Source organism: Sphingobacterium sp. UBA1897 (genome assembly GCF_002337775.1).
Classification (GTDB): Bacteria; Bacteroidota; Bacteroidia; order Sphingobacteriales; family Sphingobacteriaceae; genus Sphingobacterium; species Sphingobacterium siyangense.
Genome location: NZ_DDGR01000034.1, coordinates 97,246 through 118,197 on the forward strand (window position 1 = coordinate 97,246; position 20,952 = coordinate 118,197).

19 protein-coding genes are annotated in these 20,952 nt (G+C 39.2%); 8 read left to right on the forward strand and 11 right to left on the reverse strand.

Features of this window, described 5'->3' with window-relative positions; translation table 11 throughout:
• Positions 1-141 precede the first annotated feature (141 nt).
• The gene (locus B4N43_RS23035) at positions 142-1,314 is read right to left on the reverse strand and encodes an MFS transporter (protein ID WP_286736459.1); all 1,173 of its coding nucleotides are present in this window, start codon (positions 1,312-1,314) and stop codon (positions 142-144) included.
• A 141-nt stretch (positions 1,315-1,455) separates the two neighbouring features.
• Here B4N43_RS23035 and B4N43_RS23040 point away from each other — a divergent pair, with 141 nt between their 5' ends.
• A complete protein-coding gene (locus B4N43_RS23040; protein WP_286736460.1) occupies positions 1,456-1,650 on the forward strand; it encodes a hypothetical protein in 195 nt (64 codons plus the stop codon).
• A gap of 8 nt (positions 1,651-1,658) precedes the next feature.
• Here the strand turns inward: B4N43_RS23040 and B4N43_RS23045 are convergent, their stop codons facing one another.
• Positions 1,659-2,408, reverse strand: coding sequence for a TrmH family RNA methyltransferase (locus B4N43_RS23045; protein ID WP_286736462.1), 750 nt, complete (start codon positions 2,406-2,408; stop codon positions 1,659-1,661).
• A gap of 8 nt (positions 2,409-2,416) precedes the next feature.
• On the opposite strand from B4N43_RS23045, the gene B4N43_RS23050 reads away from it, so the two are divergent.
• Positions 2,417-4,768, forward strand: coding sequence for a BamA/TamA family outer membrane protein (locus B4N43_RS23050; protein WP_286736464.1), 2,352 nt, complete (start codon positions 2,417-2,419; stop codon positions 4,766-4,768).
• A 69-nt stretch (positions 4,769-4,837) separates the two neighbouring features.
• On the opposite strand, the gene B4N43_RS23055 is transcribed toward B4N43_RS23050, so the two are convergent.
• Both B4N43_RS23055 and B4N43_RS23060 read right to left on the reverse strand, forming a co-directional pair.
• Entirely contained in the window at positions 4,838-5,365 is a 528-nt protein-coding gene (locus B4N43_RS23055; RefSeq protein WP_075991705.1) for a hypothetical protein, read from the reverse strand.
• A 421-nt stretch (positions 5,366-5,786) separates the two neighbouring features.
• Positions 5,787-6,548: a hypothetical protein gene (locus tag B4N43_RS23060; RefSeq protein WP_157698400.1), complete on the reverse strand. Its 762-nt coding sequence runs from the start codon at positions 6,546-6,548 to the stop codon at positions 5,787-5,789.
• Between the two features lie 212 nt (positions 6,549-6,760).
• Here B4N43_RS23060 and B4N43_RS23065 point away from each other — a divergent pair, with 212 nt between their 5' ends.
• The 3 genes from B4N43_RS23065 to B4N43_RS25595 are packed head-to-tail and all read left to right on the forward strand — an operon-like array spanning position 6,761 to position 11,210.
• The gene (locus B4N43_RS23065; protein ID WP_286736467.1) at positions 6,761-9,871 is read left to right on the forward strand and encodes a DUF6493 family protein; all 3,111 of its coding nucleotides are present in this window, start codon (positions 6,761-6,763) and stop codon (positions 9,869-9,871) included.
• Between the two features lie 4 nt (positions 9,872-9,875).
• On the forward strand, positions 9,876-11,072 hold the full coding sequence (locus B4N43_RS23070) for an SWIM zinc finger family protein (protein WP_286736469.1): 1,197 nt from the start codon (positions 9,876-9,878) through the stop codon (positions 11,070-11,072).
• A gap of 15 nt (positions 11,073-11,087) precedes the next feature.
• The gene (locus tag B4N43_RS25595) at positions 11,088-11,210 is read left to right on the forward strand and encodes an SWIM zinc finger family protein (protein WP_376749069.1); all 123 of its coding nucleotides are present in this window, start codon (positions 11,088-11,090) and stop codon (positions 11,208-11,210) included.
• A 107-nt stretch (positions 11,211-11,317) separates the two neighbouring features.
• Here B4N43_RS25595 and B4N43_RS23075 read toward each other — a convergent pair whose 3' ends face one another.
• The 3 genes from B4N43_RS23075 to B4N43_RS23085 form a co-directional block, all read right to left on the reverse strand.
• Complete coding sequence (locus B4N43_RS23075; protein WP_286736474.1) at positions 11,318-11,806, reverse strand: hypothetical protein; 489 nt, start codon at positions 11,804-11,806, stop codon at positions 11,318-11,320.
• A gap of 76 nt (positions 11,807-11,882) precedes the next feature.
• Positions 11,883-12,668, reverse strand: a complete 786-nt coding sequence (locus B4N43_RS23080) for an esterase/lipase family protein (RefSeq protein WP_088160725.1) — start codon at positions 12,666-12,668, stop codon at positions 11,883-11,885.
• 37 nt (positions 12,669-12,705) lie between these two features.
• Entirely contained in the window at positions 12,706-12,849 is a 144-nt protein-coding gene (locus B4N43_RS23085) for a hypothetical protein (protein WP_286736476.1), read from the reverse strand.
• Positions 12,850-13,235: 386 nt separating this feature from the next.
• Here B4N43_RS23085 and B4N43_RS23090 point away from each other — a divergent pair, with 386 nt between their 5' ends.
• Positions 13,236-14,129, forward strand: a complete 894-nt coding sequence (locus tag B4N43_RS23090; protein ID WP_286736496.1) for a PDDEXK nuclease domain-containing protein — start codon at positions 13,236-13,238, stop codon at positions 14,127-14,129.
• A gap of 167 nt (positions 14,130-14,296) precedes the next feature.
• The gene (locus B4N43_RS23095) at positions 14,297-14,557 is read left to right on the forward strand and encodes a hypothetical protein (RefSeq protein WP_075991712.1); all 261 of its coding nucleotides are present in this window, start codon (positions 14,297-14,299) and stop codon (positions 14,555-14,557) included.
• A gap of 174 nt (positions 14,558-14,731) precedes the next feature.
• Here B4N43_RS23095 and B4N43_RS23100 read toward each other — a convergent pair whose 3' ends face one another.
• Positions 14,732-15,145 carry a hypothetical protein gene (locus tag B4N43_RS23100; protein WP_088160727.1) on the reverse strand — a complete coding sequence of 138 codons (414 nt, stop codon included), beginning with the start codon at positions 15,143-15,145 and terminating at the stop codon, positions 14,732-14,734.
• Between the two features lie 67 nt (positions 15,146-15,212).
• Positions 15,213-15,827, reverse strand: a complete 615-nt coding sequence (locus B4N43_RS23105; RefSeq protein WP_201639498.1) for a sprT domain-containing protein — start codon at positions 15,825-15,827, stop codon at positions 15,213-15,215.
• A gap of 302 nt (positions 15,828-16,129) precedes the next feature.
• Here B4N43_RS23105 and recN point away from each other — a divergent pair, with 302 nt between their 5' ends.
• Positions 16,130-17,791 (forward strand): DNA repair protein RecN, encoded by a 1,662-nt coding sequence (recN, locus tag B4N43_RS23110; protein ID WP_286736479.1) that lies wholly within the window; start codon positions 16,130-16,132, stop codon positions 17,789-17,791.
• A gap of 47 nt (positions 17,792-17,838) precedes the next feature.
• On the opposite strand, the gene B4N43_RS23115 is transcribed toward recN, so the two are convergent.
• Positions 17,839-18,261 carry a hypothetical protein gene (locus B4N43_RS23115; protein ID WP_286736481.1) on the reverse strand — a complete coding sequence of 141 codons (423 nt, stop codon included), beginning with the start codon at positions 18,259-18,261 and terminating at the stop codon, positions 17,839-17,841.
• Positions 18,262-18,400: 139 nt separating this feature from the next.
• Complete coding sequence (locus tag B4N43_RS23120) at positions 18,401-20,926, reverse strand: ATP-dependent Clp protease ATP-binding subunit (RefSeq protein WP_075991716.1); 2,526 nt, start codon at positions 20,924-20,926, stop codon at positions 18,401-18,403.
• Positions 20,927-20,952 lie beyond the last annotated feature (26 nt).

Consider the following 20,952-nt stretch of genomic DNA (forward strand, 5'->3'; position numbering starts at 1 on the left):
TTGATATTAGCTCCTTCTTGGTAGACGTATGTGTCCGTTTTAATATTTATCTTGATTATCCCAGCAATAAGGCTGCTATCGGGAAATCAACGATGCAATTAAACCCAAAATCAAATAGCTATATTTTAAATCGAACGCAGACTAGCGGGCTTTGTGCTTTCTCTGCCAGCTCAGCATATAGGTCAATGCAAGTAGCAAAACTACCGCATTGGCATACATAATGACTGGAATCCGGAGGATAACATCACTATAGTATAATCCAGCAAGCAGTGCGCCAAGCCCTATTCCAGCTTCAAGTGAGATATACATGGTTGCTACTGCCTTGCCCCGATGTTCAGGTAGGCTAAGGTCGATCGTCCAGGCATTGACGGCAGGGGAGAGTATACCTGTGCCCACGCCATAGATGCTTGCGCCGATCATCATTCCAATGAAACTATTGCCCATACCGATAGCAACGAGTGCAATAGCAATAATGACTATTCCGACAACAATGACCTTAGGTCTTCCATAACGGTCGGAAACTTTGCCGGATACGAAACGTATCAGCACCGATGCGATTGTAAATGCCAGGAAAAATAGCCCTTTATTTTTAAGTCCCAGGTATTCACTCCAATCGGGAATTAAAGTTAAAATGACCCCATAGGCGGTATAAGATAAAAACGTGACGATTCCAGCTGGAAGGGCACGCCATTCAATAATATCCTTGCGGTTTATTTTGAGCATGGAAAGATTGAATTTTTCTTTTTTCGCCAGTGTTTCTTTCATGTTAATGACGATAAGAATAGACAGAAGTGCCATGAAAGAAGAACAATAAAACATAACATTGATACCAAAGGCCTCGAAAATGGCACTCCCAATTGCTGGGCCAACAGCTGTACCGACGCTAAAAGCCAGTCCATGCATGCCAAGAGCCTCACCCCATCTTTTTTGAGGAACCAGATCGGCGACATACGCAGAAGTTGAGGTAGGTTTAAAACCGGTGGAAAAACCATGTATCAATCGTAAGAATAGGAAGCCCGCGACTGATGTTAAAATGGGATAAAGAAAACCACAGATGAAACAGACGATAGATCCAATTGCCATGACCGGTACACGTCCCCACCGATCGGTCAATTTACCACTAAAAGGCCGCGAAATTCCAGCAGTCAACGTAAACAATGCTATGATTAGCCCTTTGTACTCCGCACCCCCCAAACTGCTCAGATAATTGGGTAGTTCTGGGATAATCATATTGAAACTGGAAGAAAATAGGAGCGAGCTTAAGCAAAGTAAAATAAATTGTAACGTATAGATGGATTTCTGTTCAGCGGGCATGGTGTAATTTTAGCGTGTGTGAATATTCAAAAAAGAACATGGATAGCGGTATCGATCCGTCTTTCAATTGAACTGTTCAAATGTACAGTTTTTGGAGCGATTAAGCTTTTTCTTTTGACAAAAATTAATCGAAACTTTTGAATGAATAGAAAAATGTCGCGACGGGGCTTTTTCTCTATTAAAATTGATATTTTTGATGAAGATCAGAGTTTAAATATGGAAGGGTATATCCAGCCACCTTTCATACCGACTTGGGCTTTGCCGTGGCAGAAACTGAAGATTTGGAAGGAAACAGGATTGGATTACATCAAAAGCTCTAAGCGAAGCATCAAATAGAATCTGTTTTAGGTCAGTTTTTGTCTGGAAATCTCACTACAGAAGATCGTTGTTGCTACGGCTACATTCAATGATTCGGCTTGCCCTAGGCGTGGTATAGTGACAGCTTGATTGATCAAAGGTATTATTTCGTCGCTGATGCCATTTCCTTCGTTACCCATAACAATTAGCCCCTCTTTAGCCCATACAGTCTGATAAATGGATTGACCATCAAGTAGGGCGCCATATACTTTCAATCCAGTAGCCGGAATAAAATCAGTTAAATCTGTATAGTGGATCTGCAGTCTTGCCAATGAGCCCATAGTTGCTTGCACTACTTTCGGATTGTAAGCGTCTACAGTGCCAATGGAACAGATAATATGTTCGATTCCAAACCACTCCGCCGTGCGGATAATTGTCCCAAGATTGCCTGGATCCTGCACATCATCGAGTACGAGGCTAAACTTATTTTTTAAATTACTTGGTACAATTTTTTGTTGTAAAGGAAGTTTGACCAAAGCGAGTATACCTTGTGGCGATTTCAGTGCACTAATCTTTTGGAATTCAGTTTCCGTTAGTTCATGGGATTTTATATTATGCGAGATTTTACCCACTTTTGTGTTGGCGTCGTCCGTGTAGAAAATAGACTCAACCTCATAACTTGATGAAATAAATTCCATCACGGATTTTATACCCTCAACGATAAACAGGCCGTGTTGTTTTCTATACTTTTTATTTTGTAGAGACGTTATTAGACTGATTTGCGCTTTTGACAACATTTTTATTGATGATTAAGTATACTCGTTTTATCGGATTTGCAAGTATAACGCTTTTAGTGTTATTTTTTGCATCATGCCGGTCTTCAAAATATCTTGACGATGACCAAGCTCTGGTTACAAAAGTACAGATTTCTGGTGTCACCCCTGCATTGAAAGAATCATCCGAAACGTATATTTCCAATCAAATAAGACCTAATTCAAGGGTAAATCTATTTATTTACAATACGTTCAATACTAAAAACGGACGCTATAAAACCAAGAAAATTAGGAATGTCGGCGAACCACCTCACTTGCTGGATTCGGCAATGGTAGATTTGTCTGCCAATCAAATCCGGCGTTTTCTATTTTCAAAAGGTTACTTTAAAGCTAAGGTCGAACCTACGATTTCAATTTCCAAAAAGCGAGCACATATCGATTTTAAAGTGGATGAAGGTGTCCCTTATCAGGTTAGAAATATAGATCGAAAATTTGAGGATGAAGATATAAAGGCAATATTTGAACGGGAGGTACTTCCTAAAACTTCTGTAAAATCCAATACCCAGTACGATGCCGCAAAGTTGCTTGATGAGCGGGAGAAACTTTATGTTTCGATGCGAAACAATGGGTATTACGATTATGTAAGGCAATATATGCGTGCTGGGGTCGATTCAACTATCGATGGACCTTTGATCGACTTGAAAATTAATGTCGAAAATCCATCTGACTCTACGATACATAAAAAGTATCAAATAGACAGTGTTTATATGACGATAAGGAATTATGGAACAATGTCGAAGAAGGAGCCACGTCGTATCCTAGATTCTGCAAAACGCCTTTTATTTGTTGATGAAACGAATAGTTTCAGATGGAAACCTTTGGAACGTTATATGTATTTACGCTCAGGTCAGTACTATTCCTTGCGGGAGGAAAATAAGTCCTATGACCGATTGTACGAGATGAATGGTTTTCGTTCTGTCAAAATGCAGTTTGTCAAAAAAGATTCCAATAAACTCGATGTGCACTATGATTTCGTTCCAAGACCTCGTATGGGAAACCAGATAGAGGGGGAGTATACTTTTAGTTCAGGTATGAGCGGCTTCAATATTGGAAATACATTCTCACAACGTAATATCTTTGGTGGTTCGGAGCAATTGGAAGTGAAATTACGTTATGGCGTATTGTTTGATCCGCGTTTAGCAGGAGGGCTTTCCAGCAAAATATTCAATAACGATTTTCAAGCGGGCGCAAATTTGGTTATTCCTCGTCTGATGGTGCCCTTTCATATTAATCCAGGGGGGAAGTTTGGTTTGCCCAAAACGACCTACTCGATGACATTGCAGTTGTTCGATCAAGATAAAACCTATTCAAACCGCTATTTTATCACATCGCTGAATTACTCTTGGTATGAAACAGAAAATAAGTACCATAGTTTTACGCCTATCGTTTTGGAGTATCGGGATGGACGCTTGGATTCCAATTTTCGGAACAAGCTTGTACAGGAAGGCTACCAGCTGTATGTACGTAGCAACGATCGCCAGTATTTTGGTTTAGGAACACAATATACCTTTATCCTGAATGGCAAGAAATTGAATAGCAAGGAGGATTTTCAATATTTCAGAGGAACATTGGACGTGAGTGGAAACGTGCTGGACCTTATTAGCTCCTTGGCAAAATTGCCCAAGAATGCTGATGGTGAGAAAAAAATATTTGGTGTGCCCTTTCTTCAATACGCCAAGACAGAATTTGATTATCGTTTATACCGAAATCTTGGTGGAAATAGGCAGTTTGTCTTCCGTTTTAATCCAGGGATAGCGATTCCTTATGGTAATAACTCTAAACTGTTGATTTTTGAAAAGAGCTTTTATAGTGGGGGGATGAATGGTATACGCGCTTGGCAGGCGCGTACCCTGGGACCAGGTGCCTATAACCGGCAGAGTCTTAGTGAGGATTTGCGTTTAAACCTGCGTAATTTGGATCAGTTGGGGGAGATTAAGCTGGAAGCGAATGCGGAGTATCGATTCAGATTACTTAATAACTTCCTGGGCGCAAAGATGAATGGAGCGACATTTGTGGATATGGGAAATGTTTGGCGATTGAAGAAGGATGAAGAACTAAATCCGGGTGGAGAGTTTAAATTCAATAAATTCCTTGGGCAAGTCGCCATCGGTACCGGTTTCGGACTTCGTTTCGATTCGGACTATTTTGTGATTCGCTTAGATGCCGGGCTTAAACTAAAAGATCCACAATTCTCAGGTGCTGATCAATGGGTTATCAAGCACTTCTTTGATTCCAAGGAATTTAAGGCACAATATTATGAAACCCATAGACCCGACAGATACAATTTTATTCAATACAATTTTGGAATCGGTATGCCGTTCTAATGTACAATCGTTTTGTTATGATTTACTTTGATCACATCAATTGATAGGATTTCCCGAGAGATCGTGTTGTCAACCGATGAGATTTTTGAGACTTGAAAATATAGATTCAAAAATTTTACTCAAGTCTAAACCCTGTGAATGGTTGAATAAAAAGAAAACTATAGCCAGTGCGATCGCTGTCATAATCACTTTTTTAAACATGTAAGCTATTCCTAATACAATGGCCGGGATAATCAAAAACATCAATCCGCTAATGGCAAAAGGAGAGAGTCCGCTATCGCTCTTATAGATATAAAATAAGCGACCTTTGGAAGTTTGTTGATTCTTATGGCTAAAGAATACAAATGTTGATGACTCAATTTTCTGATTAGGGACAGCGACACCCTCATGAAACTGCAATGCTTGTGAGAATCCATTTATTGTAAATAGGTAATTGCCATGGATGTTTTCATTGGTGTTTCCAAGTGAATCCAATGCAACTACAGCCAATTTTCCATTTTTGGAAAGGTTTTCTTTTACGATAAAGTTTTGGATATTTTGCTCTTGAGCAGCCGCCCAAAAAGGTATCAGTAATAGAAAAAATATAATCTTTTTCATCGTTTTATTTTTATTCAACTCGCTTATTTCCCTTTTTAGGGCCTATTTCCGTAGCGTCAATATCGTTTGGAAGATCAGTAGCATTAATATACTGAATCCGATTTCCTTGAAATGAGACTGCAATTTTAGGGATTTTAATTTTCTTTTGAAAATCTTTAACTATACGAATGTTGAAACCTTTGTAAATAGGCTCGAGGGTTTTTCATTATTCATCAGAAGAAGGTACGATCTCCTGCTTCAGTTAATCCTCCTTTTATTTTCTTCTATGGGTAAATTGTAAGTGTTATCCTCGTTGGGTAAAGCATACGAATTGCTTTTATCTGTGTCTTTTGCTAGTTCATCTATAATTAAATCGATAATATTTTGGTCCATCGTAACGTTGGATTATTCACTTATAAAATAGACTAATTTCTAGAAAAATTTAGTTCTTTGAAAGTTCTTGGATCAATTGCAATTTCACTGCGTCATTTAGAATACCTTTTGGATCATCAATGATTACCGTTCCAAAGATATCCTTTTTAATCGACGCCCGGTTTCCATTGTTATCGCTGGCTTCATAATTTCCAAATATATCCTTTCTAACTGAAACTCGATTTCCGCTATTGTCTTCAATCGTTTTACCACCTAGAATATCAGTTCTCACTGTGGTACGTTGACCATTACTATTTTCGATAGTGAGATTATCAAGAATATCTTTTGTTATCCGGCTTGAATTACCTTTGTTGTCTCGAATTTCCAGATTGCCGAAGATATCTTTGGATATCGTTGAGCTATTGCCTTGATTATCTCGGATGTCGAGACCTCCAGAAATATTTTTTGATACAGTTTTTACATTTCCTTTTTCATCACGTATTTCTAAATTACCGTGTATATTTTTTAAAACTGTAGATGAACTTCTGTCTAGATCGCGGATATCAAAATCGCCGCTGCTATTTTTTCTGATAGTAGTTTTATCTCCATCCTCATCTTTTACGACAATATTTCCTGAAAAATCTTCTTTTATGGTCAGTTTAATACCACTCTTATTGACAGTTGTATATTCACCCAGGCTACCTCGTCTAAATTTAATGGTATTTCTCCATGTGTCTGAAAGAATAACTTCTCCCCAGCTATCGGTTTCTATTTTTATGGAGTTTTTATCTAGCCCATCTGAAATTGCCATTTTAATCATGTACTTTTTCATATTGTTAGAAGGGGGATCGGACCATATTCGGGTATACTCTTCCGCTGTTGAAATTTTGGCTTCTGACGTTAAAGTAACTAATAGTAGTGAAAAACTGAATAAGAAATATATACGCATGATCTGTCTGTGATTTAATGTCAATATACGTTTTTTTAGCTACTTTCGTTATATTTAAACAGTAAGCGAAATAATTGATATTACAGTTATAAATAATGTTTAAGCACTTAAAATACATAGACGGGACATCGGATAAATTTTGGGAAATACAAACTGCGGGGACAACTCATACAGTCACCTACGGACGGAACGGTACCGCTGGGCAAAGTAAAAGTAAAACCTTTGATTCCGAGGAAGCCTGTCTAAAGGATGCTGAAAAACTAATTGCGGAGAAGACTAAAAAAGGCTATTCTGAAGATGGTGCTGTAGATGCAGATAGCAAGGAAAAAGGATCCGCTGTTCGACGGCCAACGGCTGCCAGCCAGCGAAAAGAAGAAGCGGTAGCAGCACTGAAGTTGCTTATCAAAGAGGCAAGGACGGAAGATATCATCCCTTTTCTGGAAGAATATTCCAGTGGCAACCTGGAAATTTTAAAAAAAGAAATTCGTGTAGCCAAGCGATATTGGGTCGACTACAGTGATCTCTCCAAGGATCCTGAATTTAAAAATAAGACGCAGTACAACTGGGGGACACGGGGTACGAAGGAGCAACAGCGTACAGTAAAATTACTGGCGCTCGCTACATTTTCCGGCTCGGATGCCGGTAGTTGGGATATTTTTTATGAACTTTTGAACCAGGCCCGGAGCAAGGAAGTGATACAGATCCTTGCCTATGCCAAGCCCAATTGGTTGGGTGGATATTTATTACAGCTAGTTCGTAAAAATGAGTGGCAGCAGATTAATTACGACAACCTCCGCTTTTTGGAGAGAATGGGACATGTCGAGTTTGAACCGGAGCTTTATGCAAGTTCAATTTCTGGGTTTAATAATTATGAATCCAAAAAGTTTTTTGAGTTGCTGACAACAGATGAGTTGACGGTGCAACGGGATATTCCTTTGGTATTTGAATATGAAACGGGCATTCATAGCAGGTATTGGGATTATAATTATCAGAACGCGGTTAATGAACTGTTATGGGATAAAGTGTTCGATACGCTGTTGGAAAGTGGAAAAATTGATCCGGAACTCATCATCACTGGAGCGCTCGAGGCTCAAACCAAAAATTGGAATAATAATCTAAAAAGCTATTTCAGAAAGCTTATTGAACGGATGAAGCTTTCCGAGAATACAGTGATTGAACATCAGCAACGTTTCTTTTCCTTATTGCATGCTGAACATAGTGCTGTGATCAATTTTGTGGTTGAGTATCTAAAACCATTCTTATCGAATCGTGATTTCCAGTTACAGGAATTTTTAGATTGGGCCGAACCTATCTTTATGCGGAGTGATATTAAGACAAGTCTTAAAACTCTTTTGATTCAGTTTGATAAGCTATTGAAACAAAAACCGGAATGGCGGGAGCGATTTGTTTCCCTGGCTGCGGATCTATTTATGATTTCGGACCTACAGTTACAGGAAAGAGCAAGTAAATTCATCTTAAAAAATCAGACAGAGCCTTCAGAAGAACTTTCCGGTAAGCTTCAGTTATATAAAGCCCAAATGATGGGTTCAGTGGCTGTTGACCTAAAGCATCTTTTGCAAGAGGATGGATATTCTGAAGCCGAAATCCTCGCAGAGCTGAATGGTCAATCTTCAGCGCAATATATTTATCAGCCAACAGAAGTTCGTTACCTGAACGAAGCTTATGACTATCCACAGACCTGGAACGAGTTATTTTTCAAGGTAGGGGAGGTAATCGGAGGTTCCGACCCCATTCAGGTGGAGATCCTAATGAATGCCTGGGTGCAACAGACAGCTGTTTTTCCCTCGGACTATCAGATCCAGCTGGAGCCTTACATAAAACAGCTAACAGGAGGTTATCGCGAATCTTCCTGGTACAATCATTTCTCAGGGACCTTCATTAATATGTATTATAAACCCACGGTAGTATATAAAGATAAGGATCGGTATCACAATTACTCGAAATGGGTCAGTCTCATAGGCAGCCAATTGGAACTATTGCAGCGTTATCGGATTGATGGTGTCCGCCTGCCACTTTTGAGTCTGCCGACACACCGACCATTTTGGATCGCACCGACCATTCTCGTTAAGCGTATTTTGGCTTACCAGGAAGCAGGAGTGAGAATCAATTTATTGGATTTGTCTATAGCACTGAGCCGTACTGTCCGTGAAGATTTAGAAGGAATTGAAGTACTGATAAAACAAATAAAGGAACAGCAGGTACAGGATGTGATCAGCTATGCCCTAGGTTTGGATCCGATGAAGGTTCAGCAGCAATCTTGGCTTAAAAATTTATTGTCTTCCAAAGATTCCGATCAGGTCAATTGGATTGGTGTATGGGCTACAGTGGCGCGCACGCATCATCGTGATACCCATTTTGAAGAATTTACCAAAGGGCCTTTAGCGGATATTCCTTTTGCTGGACAGCCATTCCGTCCGGCATTGAAAATAGAACCAACCTATTATAACGGTTATAACTATACGACTAGAAAATCGGAGCAGGTATATAACGGAGATAAGCTGACCTATCATTTCCCCTCATACAAGCTGGGAACGGAGACCTTTTTGTACCACAAAGATATTTTCAACCGTGGGAATAATACCTTATCGTCTTATTATTTGTACAGGGCGGATATCCCCTATATGCACAGTTTGATGCCACAGAATACGGAAAGTCTCTCCATGTTTTTAACGATGGGGCTGAATAGCAAAAGCGATATTGGGGGAAAGTCTTCGGCAGCCTACCTGCAAGAGATGCTGTACGATTTTTTCCGTTTTGATCAACAGTCCAATCTATACCTGGCAACTTCGCTCTTCAATAAAGAGAAGGAGGTGCGCGCGATGGCTGTTGAAGTCATTTTGGCTGCAGTTAACGAAAATAGATTGGACACCACTGTATTAGGTGAACAATTGGGAATGTTGCTGAGCAATGGGTATGGTCCGATTGGCCGTTGTGTTGAAGTGTTGGAGCAATGTCGGGATATATCTTCGAAGCATAACAATGCTTTGTTGCAGCTATTGGATGCGGCTTTTGCGCATTACATCATTGCTGAAAAAATGCCGACCAATTTTAAGAAAATCGTCGAATATTATTACGATTTGATGAACAAGGAGCAATATCATTTTATAGATGATCTTCAACAGGTTTTTGAGAAGCTGGAAATATATAAGAGTTTACAACCCATTTTGAAAAAAATAAGAAAATAACAATATGGCAGAGCAAGATTTAGCGATTAGCTATGCAAGAAATTCACAACTGACCCAACAATCGGGCATACAGCAATTGGTATTGGCACATCAGTCGGAATTGGCAGAAATCGCCAATGTACCTTGTTTCTTTTGGGGGAGTTTGACGGATCCTTTACTGACATCCAAATGTTTGTTGACCTTGTCGAAAGTAGTGCGGTCAAGTTTTGGTCCCGTACCTCCGAGTTTACGAGATCCGATCGTTTCTGCTGGTACCAATCAGATTCGTTTTGAGGGCTTTTCTTCCTGTAATGGTGTTTATGCACGTTTGGATTTATTGGAAGATGCTATTGATGGGGAGTTTATTACGAGTGGTACAACCAATGTGGATTTCAATGAGCCGATGCTCAATGCGTTAAATGCTGTCAAGAAAACCGAAAAGATGGTGTTGGGAGTAGGAAGCAATGAGGTTGCCATTAGTACTGATAAGGCTAAAGTGACCGAAAAGAAAGTAACTTTGCCCCCGCGTTGGATCAAAGGACTGACTTCGGTCCAATTATATTTGGCGGGTATGGAGTTACAGTTTGAATTAAATAAAATTCAGCTTATCCAATTATTTCAGGGCATTCCGAAAGGGAATGTGAAGGGAGAATTTTATCTGACGAAAAGGGCTAACCGATTTGTGTTTTCCCCTATAAGTACAGGTGATGCGGTGCGTATTGGTGGTATACAGCGGTTGCGTTTACTGGAGGGGTTGTTGACCTACGCAGATAAGTTGTTTGTTTATCAGGAAAAAGGAGGTGAAAGTGCGGCTTTTGTTGCCGACTTTGGTAAAATGAGACTGACTCTTGCGTTGTCACCAGATAGTTATCGCGGATTTTCGGGCGAAGGTAATGTATTGGAAAATATGATTAAGGCCGTTCCGGATGAATGGATTCATGCCGTCAACGGATTACTTAAATCCAACGAGTTATTTGATCCAACAATGCTTTCAATTGAGCATGATGTCGACTTTGATACGATGGACACGCTATCAGCATCATTGTCTTCTATTGGGTTGCTGGGCTATGATCTGCATAGCCATCAGCACTATTATAGACGATTACCGTTTAAGATGGAACGTATCTTGGCATTGAACCCGAGGCTAAAAAATGCAAAGAAACTCGTTGCCACAGCAGGTGTACAATTTGTTAAGAATACAAGGGATTATATTGAAGCTTGAGTGGATGGATCGGGTGTGCAACATACCGTCATTATACAGGGCGACAAGCAGCAATGTACCTGCAATTGGTTTACCAATCATCAGGGAAAAAGAGGGCTATGCAAACATATACTTGCCGTCAAGATGTTGAATGGCTAACCTGTATGTTGCTTCATACTTTGCTTGCTGTGAGGTATGAAGTACAAAATGTAGGGGTAAATATTTAAAAGTAAAGCGATGGGAGGTTTGACCGGTTCTGTCTTGAACTAGTCTAAGATCTCTTCGTATGTCAATTTATTTTTATGATTAGATACACAGATTTTTATAAATGTTGGAGTGATGCCTTTGCCATTTGGACGATACATGGAATAGGTATAGGAATCATTGTCATGATAATTGGCGCGTAGCGTGTCACCTTCATATCTGTCTACCGCAGAGCTATGAACTTCTATTCTTTCATCCATTTTGTCACTCCAAGTTCGTTGATCGATAAAAGATTGTTTGTCTTTTTCGGAAATAGATAGTTCAAATTGATGAGTGTAATCTCTTAAGCCACCACTTTGATTGGAAATAATTTTAAAATCATCGTTTAGCGTGATATGGTGTTCGCTGAGTAGTTGTCTTGCATCAGATTTAGAGAATAATAGATCATCAAATAGTAGGTATAGCGTGAGCATAAGAAAAGGCAATATTAAAACAATCGAGACGATAGTTCCCAACTTTTTACGGCCAGATTTTTTTAGGATCCAGTACATTAAATAGATGAATAGGCCTGGGATGCCAAACCATATCAAAAAAATTAGCGTGTATAGCGTATACATTTGTTAATCGTTATAATCCTAAAGCTCCTAATCCACTAATAATGTCTAAGTACATTTGTGGTATATGTACATTCCCAATATTGTTACGGGTGATATCGGTAATACCAGCATGCGAGATACCCTGAGAAGCATGTATATGTTTAAAGTTGGCTCCCCACACTGCACTTTCTAATGGGACCATCCCATCATTTTTACCTGCCAGTCCCGTCAGGTATTTAAAACTCAATGCGTACAATAAATCATCCTGTGGCTTATTCATTGTCGAAGCAAAGCTCTGATAAAATACATTGTCCATATTGGGGTTGAGCTGGTTGAAAGCACGCATTTTTTTTACACTGAGATCTCGGATTAATTCGATTGGGGCCGGAGATTGCCCTCCAAATAAGAAAGAAATACGTTGGATCAGTTTTTTTGTAACAGAATCCCCGGATAGATGTTTTTCCATTAAATAATCTGCTATTGGTGTTCCTAAGTGTGGCGTGGATATTGTGCTTAAGGAGGCCACCATTTGATGGCCTTTTAGCGTTGAAATAAAATAGCGTGCGTCGATCCCACCTTTAGAATGCGCGATGAGATTAAATTTAGTGACACCTGTTTTTTCTGCAAGATCTGACAGATTTCTTTTCAGCATCTGTGCATTGTTAGCAACGGTGCCCCATCCATCGGTCTTACCATAAAAAAATGAAATATTGTTTTTTTTGAAAGTCTTGGGAATCCTGCCCCAAAACAAACTACGATCTCCAGCTGCGGTGCCATGGATCAATATAATAGGATATCTTAATTTAAAGGCATTCATTGGTTTTTTATACGTTTTAATCCATCCAATAGATTTTTTAAATTAGCTTTATCGCATTTATAAAAATATCTGTTTTGCTTGCACCATATTTAATCTGTTCAAAATGATTCCAGGTTTCTTCGTTACCATTGTCATAGTATGCTTTCTTTAAACCAGATAAATAATTGTCAGCTATTTTCATCTACTTTTCTTCTTGTCAGTGAAGTTAGCCAAACTTTATGATAGAATAAAAGTAAATTCTCGCGTATCTCCTATTCTGTTGATTTTAAAAAGTAGCTGAAATTTAAAAGTATAGAAAAGAATCATTTTAGCTAATAATTCTTGAAGAGGGTAATTAAATTTGATGTGATAGGGAATTTTTTTACTAAAATATTTAGTATTTATATTGTTTATAGTTATCTTTGTATTATTCATTTACAGAAGTAATACCAAGAAAATAAACAATTATGTTGTCCGATCAAACTTTAGTATCCGATATAAAGGCAATTATTGTGCAGTCCAAGGAAAATGCTGTGCGTGCTGTCGATCATCAACGCACATTAATGTACTGGGGACATAGGCAAACGTATTTTTGAGCAGGAACAGCAAGGTAAAGATAGGGCTGATTATGGGAAATATCTGACCCAATATCTTGCTAAGGCATTGGAACCTGAATTTGGGAGTGGATTCTCGCGAAGGCAAATTGAATTGTTCCGGCAGTTTTACCGGGTATTTCCAATTGCGAACGCACTGCGTTCGCAATTGAGCTGGACACAATATCGATTGTTAATGCGACTTGACTTGGACGAACAAAGAGAATTCTATACGGCTGAAACAATCAAAAATAACTGGACATCACGACAGCTCGAAAGACAAGTTTTTAGTAATTTATACGAACGCCTGTTGCTTAGCAACGATAAAGAAAGTGTATTGGCTGTAGCGAAAAAGGAAAAGATGCCTTCCGATGCGAAGGAGATTATCAAAGATCCGATGGTGCTGGAATTTTTGGGTTTGAAACGGGAAAGCGCTTACTATGAGAAAGATCTTGAGGGCGCCATTATTGCCCATCTTCAAGAGTTCTTATTAGAATTAGGGAATGGCTTTTCATTTGTCGCTAGACAAAAACGTATTCATATCGAAGGCGATGAGTTTTTTGTTGATTTGGTCTTTTACAACCGTTTGTTGCAAAGTTTTGTGATCATTGAGATTAAGACCCATAAATTAACGCATCAGGACATTGGTCAATTGCAGATGTATGTTAATTACTATGACCGTATTGAAAAGCTTCCGCATGAACATCCGACGGTTGGCATCTTACTATGTGCGAGTAAAAACGATGCGGTCGTCAAATTTACTCTTCCTGAAGACCAAAAACAGATTGTTGCCAGTCAATACGAACTTTACCTACCTACGGAACAGCAATTGCTGGATGAGGTGAATAAAGAGTTGAATAGTTTTGTAGGTAAAAGTGACGCTGAGTAGATCTTTCAAGTGTTTATATGGCGCTATTTAAGGGAATTTTAAACGTGCTAAACCGAGTTAATTTATAAGTATTGGGGGACGAAATGCCTGTGTTTCCGCTTTTTTCATTTTTATTTTTCTAACATAGATTATTTTGTACATTTGTATCGAATAAAATCGAAATTGAAATGGCAGAAACTGTACAACCAAGAGGTCCAAAGACAACTGATAATAATGCGAACCAAACTCATTACTACAAAACATTGGTAGTAGCGATCGCTTTAGGTTTAATAGGTACATTTATCCGTTTTGTACCGGATGTATGTGCGGCAATGGGTCAACAAACTTTTTTGTTTTCCGCGATAGCTAACATCTCCATGATCGTAGGTGCACTTATCGCATTCAAAACCGTTTTCGGAATTTTGGGATTTGGAAAAAACCGTGACTAATTAAAAGTCAACTAAGATATTTGAAAGCCCCAGTTTACTGGGGCTTTTTTATTTTAATCCTTTTTTCGAACTCAGTTCATCGTTGACGATCCCGTCCGTTATGCTTCCATGATCTACAAGGTACAAAAAAAGGCCTCACGATCGTGAAGCCTTTTTTTGTATGATTATCGCAGACTATGCGAAAAGAGACCAAGTAGACCAAGGAATACGAGCAAGGATCAAGATCAAACCGATGATATAGAAAATTACAACTGTTTGGTTTGCTTTTCTGGCATTTTCAATCTTTTTAGCTTTAGAGTAACCAATTGTGATCAATACAATGGCAATGATCATTGTCAAAGGGTGTTCGATGATTTTAAAACGTAATGTCGGATCTTTCATTACGGCGCCAGAGATCATTGATGGGTACTTTAAATAAAAGAATAAAATCAATCCCACCAATAATTGAATATGTGATGCGATAAAACCCAATAAAGCAATTTTACGGTTGTACGGTTTGTTGCCTAGGTAGTTTGATAGGGTGATCACGATCGATATCACCAGGGCTAGCAATAATACAATTGCTATAGTCGAGTGTAAGTGTAACATAAAAGCTCTCTTTAATTATTTCCTAAGTTAGCAAAGATAAAAATATAATGAATGTATTTGTCAAAAATCATTGTTCCAACAGAAATACCTCCGCTATTGGATTGAATAGGTACATGCGTTTGCTGGTCAATTCCATGCACTTATAGCGTTTTCTTATCTTTTCAATGCGTTGAAATGAACGACCATTTTTTAGTTTAAAGAAATGGCCATCCTCCAAAGATTCCACCGTAAGGGCACTGGTTTTGACGGTATCGTATGATTTTAAGGTGCGAAACAGGTGAAGGTCCGTGCAGCTTGAAGCCGCGGGGTTTTCCATGTAGCGATGAATGGCACTGCTAATATCGATTGGAAAAATATTCAATTTAAGGAAGGGCTCCATCAGTTCCTTGAAATTATTTTTCCACTCAGTACCATGTGGCTTGACACGATGCTGGTGTTTGTTCCAGGTTTGTAAATGGGCAAATTCATGGATCGTCGTAATCAGAAATGAATAGGAATTTAAGTCATGGTTGACTGAGATGCGGTGTGGGCTTCCTTTAAATGGCGCACGGTAATCTCCTAGTTTGGTACTCCTTGAACGAGAGATCTTAAATAAGCAGCGGGTATGATTAATCCAGTTGGATATAATCGGCGCAGCTTCTTCAGGCATGTATTTTTTAAGCGTAGCACTATAATCTTGCATGCCATAAAAATAGGGATTTATTCATGTCAATAGTGCTAAATGAGAACATTCTTTTGTCAAAAATAAAATCAGTTTACTAAAAATAGTAGTTTTTAATTTGGAAAAATGATATTATTTTTAGTATTTAGTGCCTAAGAATATTAAAAGTGGGCATGTTATTAAAGCAGAGTAGCTGTTTTTTTAAATAAAATATATTGAAATCGCCTGAGTTTTAGGTAAATTACCTACAGAAAGGTTCATGAAACATAGGATCCGATTGAGGAACGGTATTTCCTCTAAATTGTAATTAGACCTTCAAGAATATGCTAGATACCTTACATATTAGAAATTATGCGCTCATCAACGAATTGGAAATCCAATTTGATAAAGGTTTGAATATGATTACCGGTGAAACCGGTGCCGGTAAATCTATTATCATGGGAGCATTATCGTTGATCTTAGGAAATAGAGCAGAGGGCAAGCATTTTTTCGACCCAACCAAGAAATGTGTGATTGAAGGGGAATTTAAAATTGGTTCTTACCAGCTACTTCGTTTTTTTGAGGAAAATGATCTCGATTACGCGGACCATACGATTATTCGAAGAGAGATATCTCCCGATGGTAAATCCCGGGCATTTATTAATGATTCTCCCGTCACCCTGGCTATCCTTAAAGCTTTAGGCGAGCAGTTGATTGATGTGCATTCTCAACATGCAACATTGCAGATTAATACAGAAGATTTTCAGTTTTTGGTAGTGGATAGTGTAGCGGGCTCTTTCGGACTGAAGCAAAGCTATCGAGAGAGCTTCTTCGCTTATAAGAAAGCAAAAAAAGAACTCGAAGAATTTAAAGATCTGGTAAAAAAAGCTGCAATAGAACAAGACTATTTTCAGTTTCAATTTGATGAACTTGACGCCGCCCGTTTGGTAGCAGATGAACAGGGACAACTCGAAGTACAACAGCGGCAGTTGGAAAATGCAGAAGATATCAAGCGTGCACTAACTGGGGCATCACATCTATTGGAAAATGAAGATACGGCAGTTTTAAGCCGTTTAAAAGAGACGATGAGCCAGGTGGAAGGCATTGCCTCATTTCTGCCTGAGGCTGCAGATTTGGCTGCACGATTAAAGAGCACATGGATTGAGCTGAAGGATGTCGCTGCAGAGCTGAGCTCTCTTGAGGAGGATACCCAAATCGACGAAGGTACTTTATTGGAAATCAATGAGCGCTTGAGCTTATTGTATTCCTTACAGAAAAAACATCATGTGGACTCCGTTGAGGAGTTGATCAAATTACGTGATGATCTTGAATCCAAACTGTTTGCTATAAATTCTTCGGATGAGCAATTGGAGCGATTGGAGAAAGAGGTTGTGGCTAAATTAGCCATTGCCAAAAAAAATGCAAAGGAACTATCAGCAGCCAGGAGAAAGGTACTGGAGATGATCGCAAAGGATGTGCAGGCGACCTTGTCAAATGTAGGTATGCCGAATGCACGACTTCAAATTAATCTGGAACCATTAAAGGAGGGGGATATGCGGGAATCAGGGATGGATTCAATACAGTTTCTATTTTCGGCCAATAAAGGACAGGCATTGCAATCCATTCATAAGGTTGCATCCGGAGGAGAGCTTTCTCGTGTTATGTTGGCCATTAAATCCTTAGTTGCTAAAACTTCTGCATTACCTACTATTATTTTTGATGAGATCGATACAGGAATCTCTGGAGAGGTTGCGCTACGCGTAGGAGAGGTGATGGAAAGTCTTGCTGAGAATATGCAGGTCATTGCTATTTCCCATTTACCGCAAATTGCCGCTAAAGGTGCTGCGCATTATAAGGTATATAAGGAAGACAAAGCCAACCGAACCATATCTAACATTGTTCGTTTAGATCAAGAGGGGAGAGTCAAGGAAATTGCTCAGATGCTCAGTGGTACCAATCCCACAGATGCAGCACTGGAACATGCGGAGTTGTTACTGAAAGGGTAGTTATTAAATATAAAAAAAGGTCTTAGTTTTTTCTAAGACCTTTTTTATTAATTTCCACCGTTATCGGCATCTGTCAATGTTACCTTAACGATCATGTTATCGGGGCGAACAGGTTTGTTATCGCTGCCAACGTAGTCAGCATATAGGAATACCCTGCCAACTTTGTATTCTACGCGATAGTTATATGGACCTACTGCTGAAGGGATGTTGATGAAAAAATCGGGGTCATTATCAAAAGAAATAGCCACTCCAACGTGTCCGTAATTAAAATATTGTGCATCTAATTCTTTAGAAAAATCTAATTCATTGGAAAAAGAATAACCGCTTTGGTCAACTCCCCAGGAAGATGATTTTACCTGAGTAGTATAGCTTACTCCCGGAAGGTAGTTTGTAACGTATTCTTTTTTACAAGAAGAAAATGAAACCAAGGCTGCGGTTCCAATTAGTGCTGCGAATAAAAGTCTTTTCATATTGTTCGTGTTATTTGTGATAATTTTTTTATTATAGGACGATAAAATAGTGCGAAAGTTTAACGCCAAATTCATATACAACAAAAAATGCACCATAAAGGTGCATTTTATTGAAATTATTTTTAAAGATAGCTGAAGCTTACTTCTCAGCTGTATCTTTTGAAGACTTAGAATCTGAGCTAGAAACCTCAATATCTTTGGTTTCAGGATTAATGCTCACGGTCAAAACTGAACCTGTTTGCACATTTCCTTTGAGGATCTCTTCTGCAATCGGATCTTCAAGATATTTTTGGATTGCTCGTTTTAATGGACGTGCACCAAAATTACTGTCATAACCTTTGTCTGCGATGAAATCTTTTGCCTCATCCGTTAAATTGATGGTATAACCTAAATCAGCGATACGTTTGAACAATGACCTTAATTCAATATCAATGATTTTAAAGATATTCTCTTTTGTCAATGAGTTGAACACAATCACATCATCGATACGGTTCAGAAATTCAGGAGCGAAAGCTCTTTTCAAAGCGGTTTCAATAACTCCACGTGAATGTGCATCAGATTGTTGTGATTTTGCTGCAGTGGTGAAACCAACACCCTGACCAAATTCCTTCAATTGGCGTGCACCAATATTTGAAGTCATAATGATTATGGTATTTCTGAAATCTACTTTACGGCCCAAACTATCTGTCAATTGGCCTTCGTCCAACACCTGTAACATGAGATTAAATACATCCGGGTGAGCTTTCTCAATCTCATCCAATAAGACAACCGCATAAGGTTTACGACGTACTTTTTCAGTCAATTGACCACCTTCTTCATAACCAACATATCCTGGAGGCGCTCCAACAAGGCGAGATACCGCAAATTTCTCCATGTATTCGCTCATGTCAATTTGGATCAGTGCATCTTCTGTATCAAACATAAATCGTGCTAATTCTTTAGCTAACTCTGTTTTACCAACCCCAGTAGGGCCTAAGAAGATAAATGACCCGATTGGTTTTTTAGGATCCTTCAAGCCCGCACGTGTACGTTGAATAGCTTTCACCAATTTACCGACAGCGTCATCTTGACCAATGATTCTTCCCTTCATCAACTCAGCCATATTCAACAGCTTTTGACTGTCTGTCTGACTAACACGTTGTACTGGAATACCTGTCATCATGGCCACTACTTCAGCAACATTTTCTTCTGAAACAGTATAGCGTTTAGACTTCGTCTCTTCTTCCCAAGCGATTTTTTCTTTCTCGAGCTCTTCGATCAATTTTTTCTCCGTATCACGCAATTTGGCAGCCTCTTCGTATTTTTGACTACGAACGACTTTGTTCTTTTCCAATTTGACCTCTTCAATTTTATTTTCAATGTCAATAATGGACTGCGGTACATGAATATTGTTTAAGTGCACGCGAGAGCCTGCCTCATCCAAAGCATCAATAGCCTTATCTGGTAAGAATCTGTCTGTAATATAACGTGTTGTTAACGACACACAGGCTTCAATCGCTTCGGGAGTGTAGGTCACATTGTGGTGATCCTCATATTTCTCCTTGATACGATTCAATATCTCAACCGTTTCATCATGTGTTGCCGGCTCAATCGTTACACGTTGGAAACGACGGTCCAAAGCACCATCTTTTTCAATGTATTGACGATATTCGTCCAATGTGGTTGCACCAATACATTGGATTTCTCCTCTTGCCAAGGCTGGTTTGAACATATTGGAAGCATCTAACGATCCGGAAGCGCCACCTGCACCAACGATGGTGTGAATCTCATCGATAAATAAGATGACATCCGGTGATTTCTCCAGTTCATTCATAACCGCTTTCATACGTTCTTCAAATTGACCGCGATATTTCGTTCCGGCAACCAATGAAGCCAGATCCAATGTGACTACACGCTTATTGAATAGTACACGTGAGACCTTCCGTTGGACAATACGAAGAGCAAGTCCCTCCGCAATAGCTGATTTACCAACTCCCGGTTCACCGATCAACAAAGGATTGTTCTTCTTGCGTCGGGATAAAATTTGAGATACACGCTCAATTTCTTTTTCGCGACCCACAATAGGATCCAATTTACCCTCTTCGGCAGCTTTGGTCAAATCACGGCCAAAGTTGTCCAATACCGGAGTTTTGGATTTGATATCCGAAACTTTTTTAGGTTGGATATATTGATCATCCTCAGCAAAATCATCGTCGCCGGTAGGAGAGCCCGGAGCCTCATCCTTGATGGTCGTTCTATTTTGCTCAACTTCAGATTTGAAGATGTCGTAAGTCACATTGTATTGTTGTAAAATCTGAGACGCAATATTATCTTCATCTCGTAAGATAGCCAATAATAGATGCTCCGTTCCGATGATGTCCGATTTGAATATTTTAGCTTCCAAATAAGTGATCTTCAAAACTTTTTCAGCCTGTTTTGTTAATGGCATATTGCCAATAGGAGCGCGTGAAACCGATGCCCCCTTCACTGCGTCCTCCACAGATTGACGTAGTGCTGTCGTGTCAATGCCTATGTTTTTAAGGATCTTTATCGCCATACCATCGCCTTCACGAATTAATCCGAGCAATAAATGCTCCGTTCCTATATAATCGTGACGCAATCTCAAAGCTTCCTCTCTACTGTACGATATGACATCCTTTACGCGCGGTGAAAATTTTGCTTCCATTGAATACCTTTCTGTTTTATATTAAG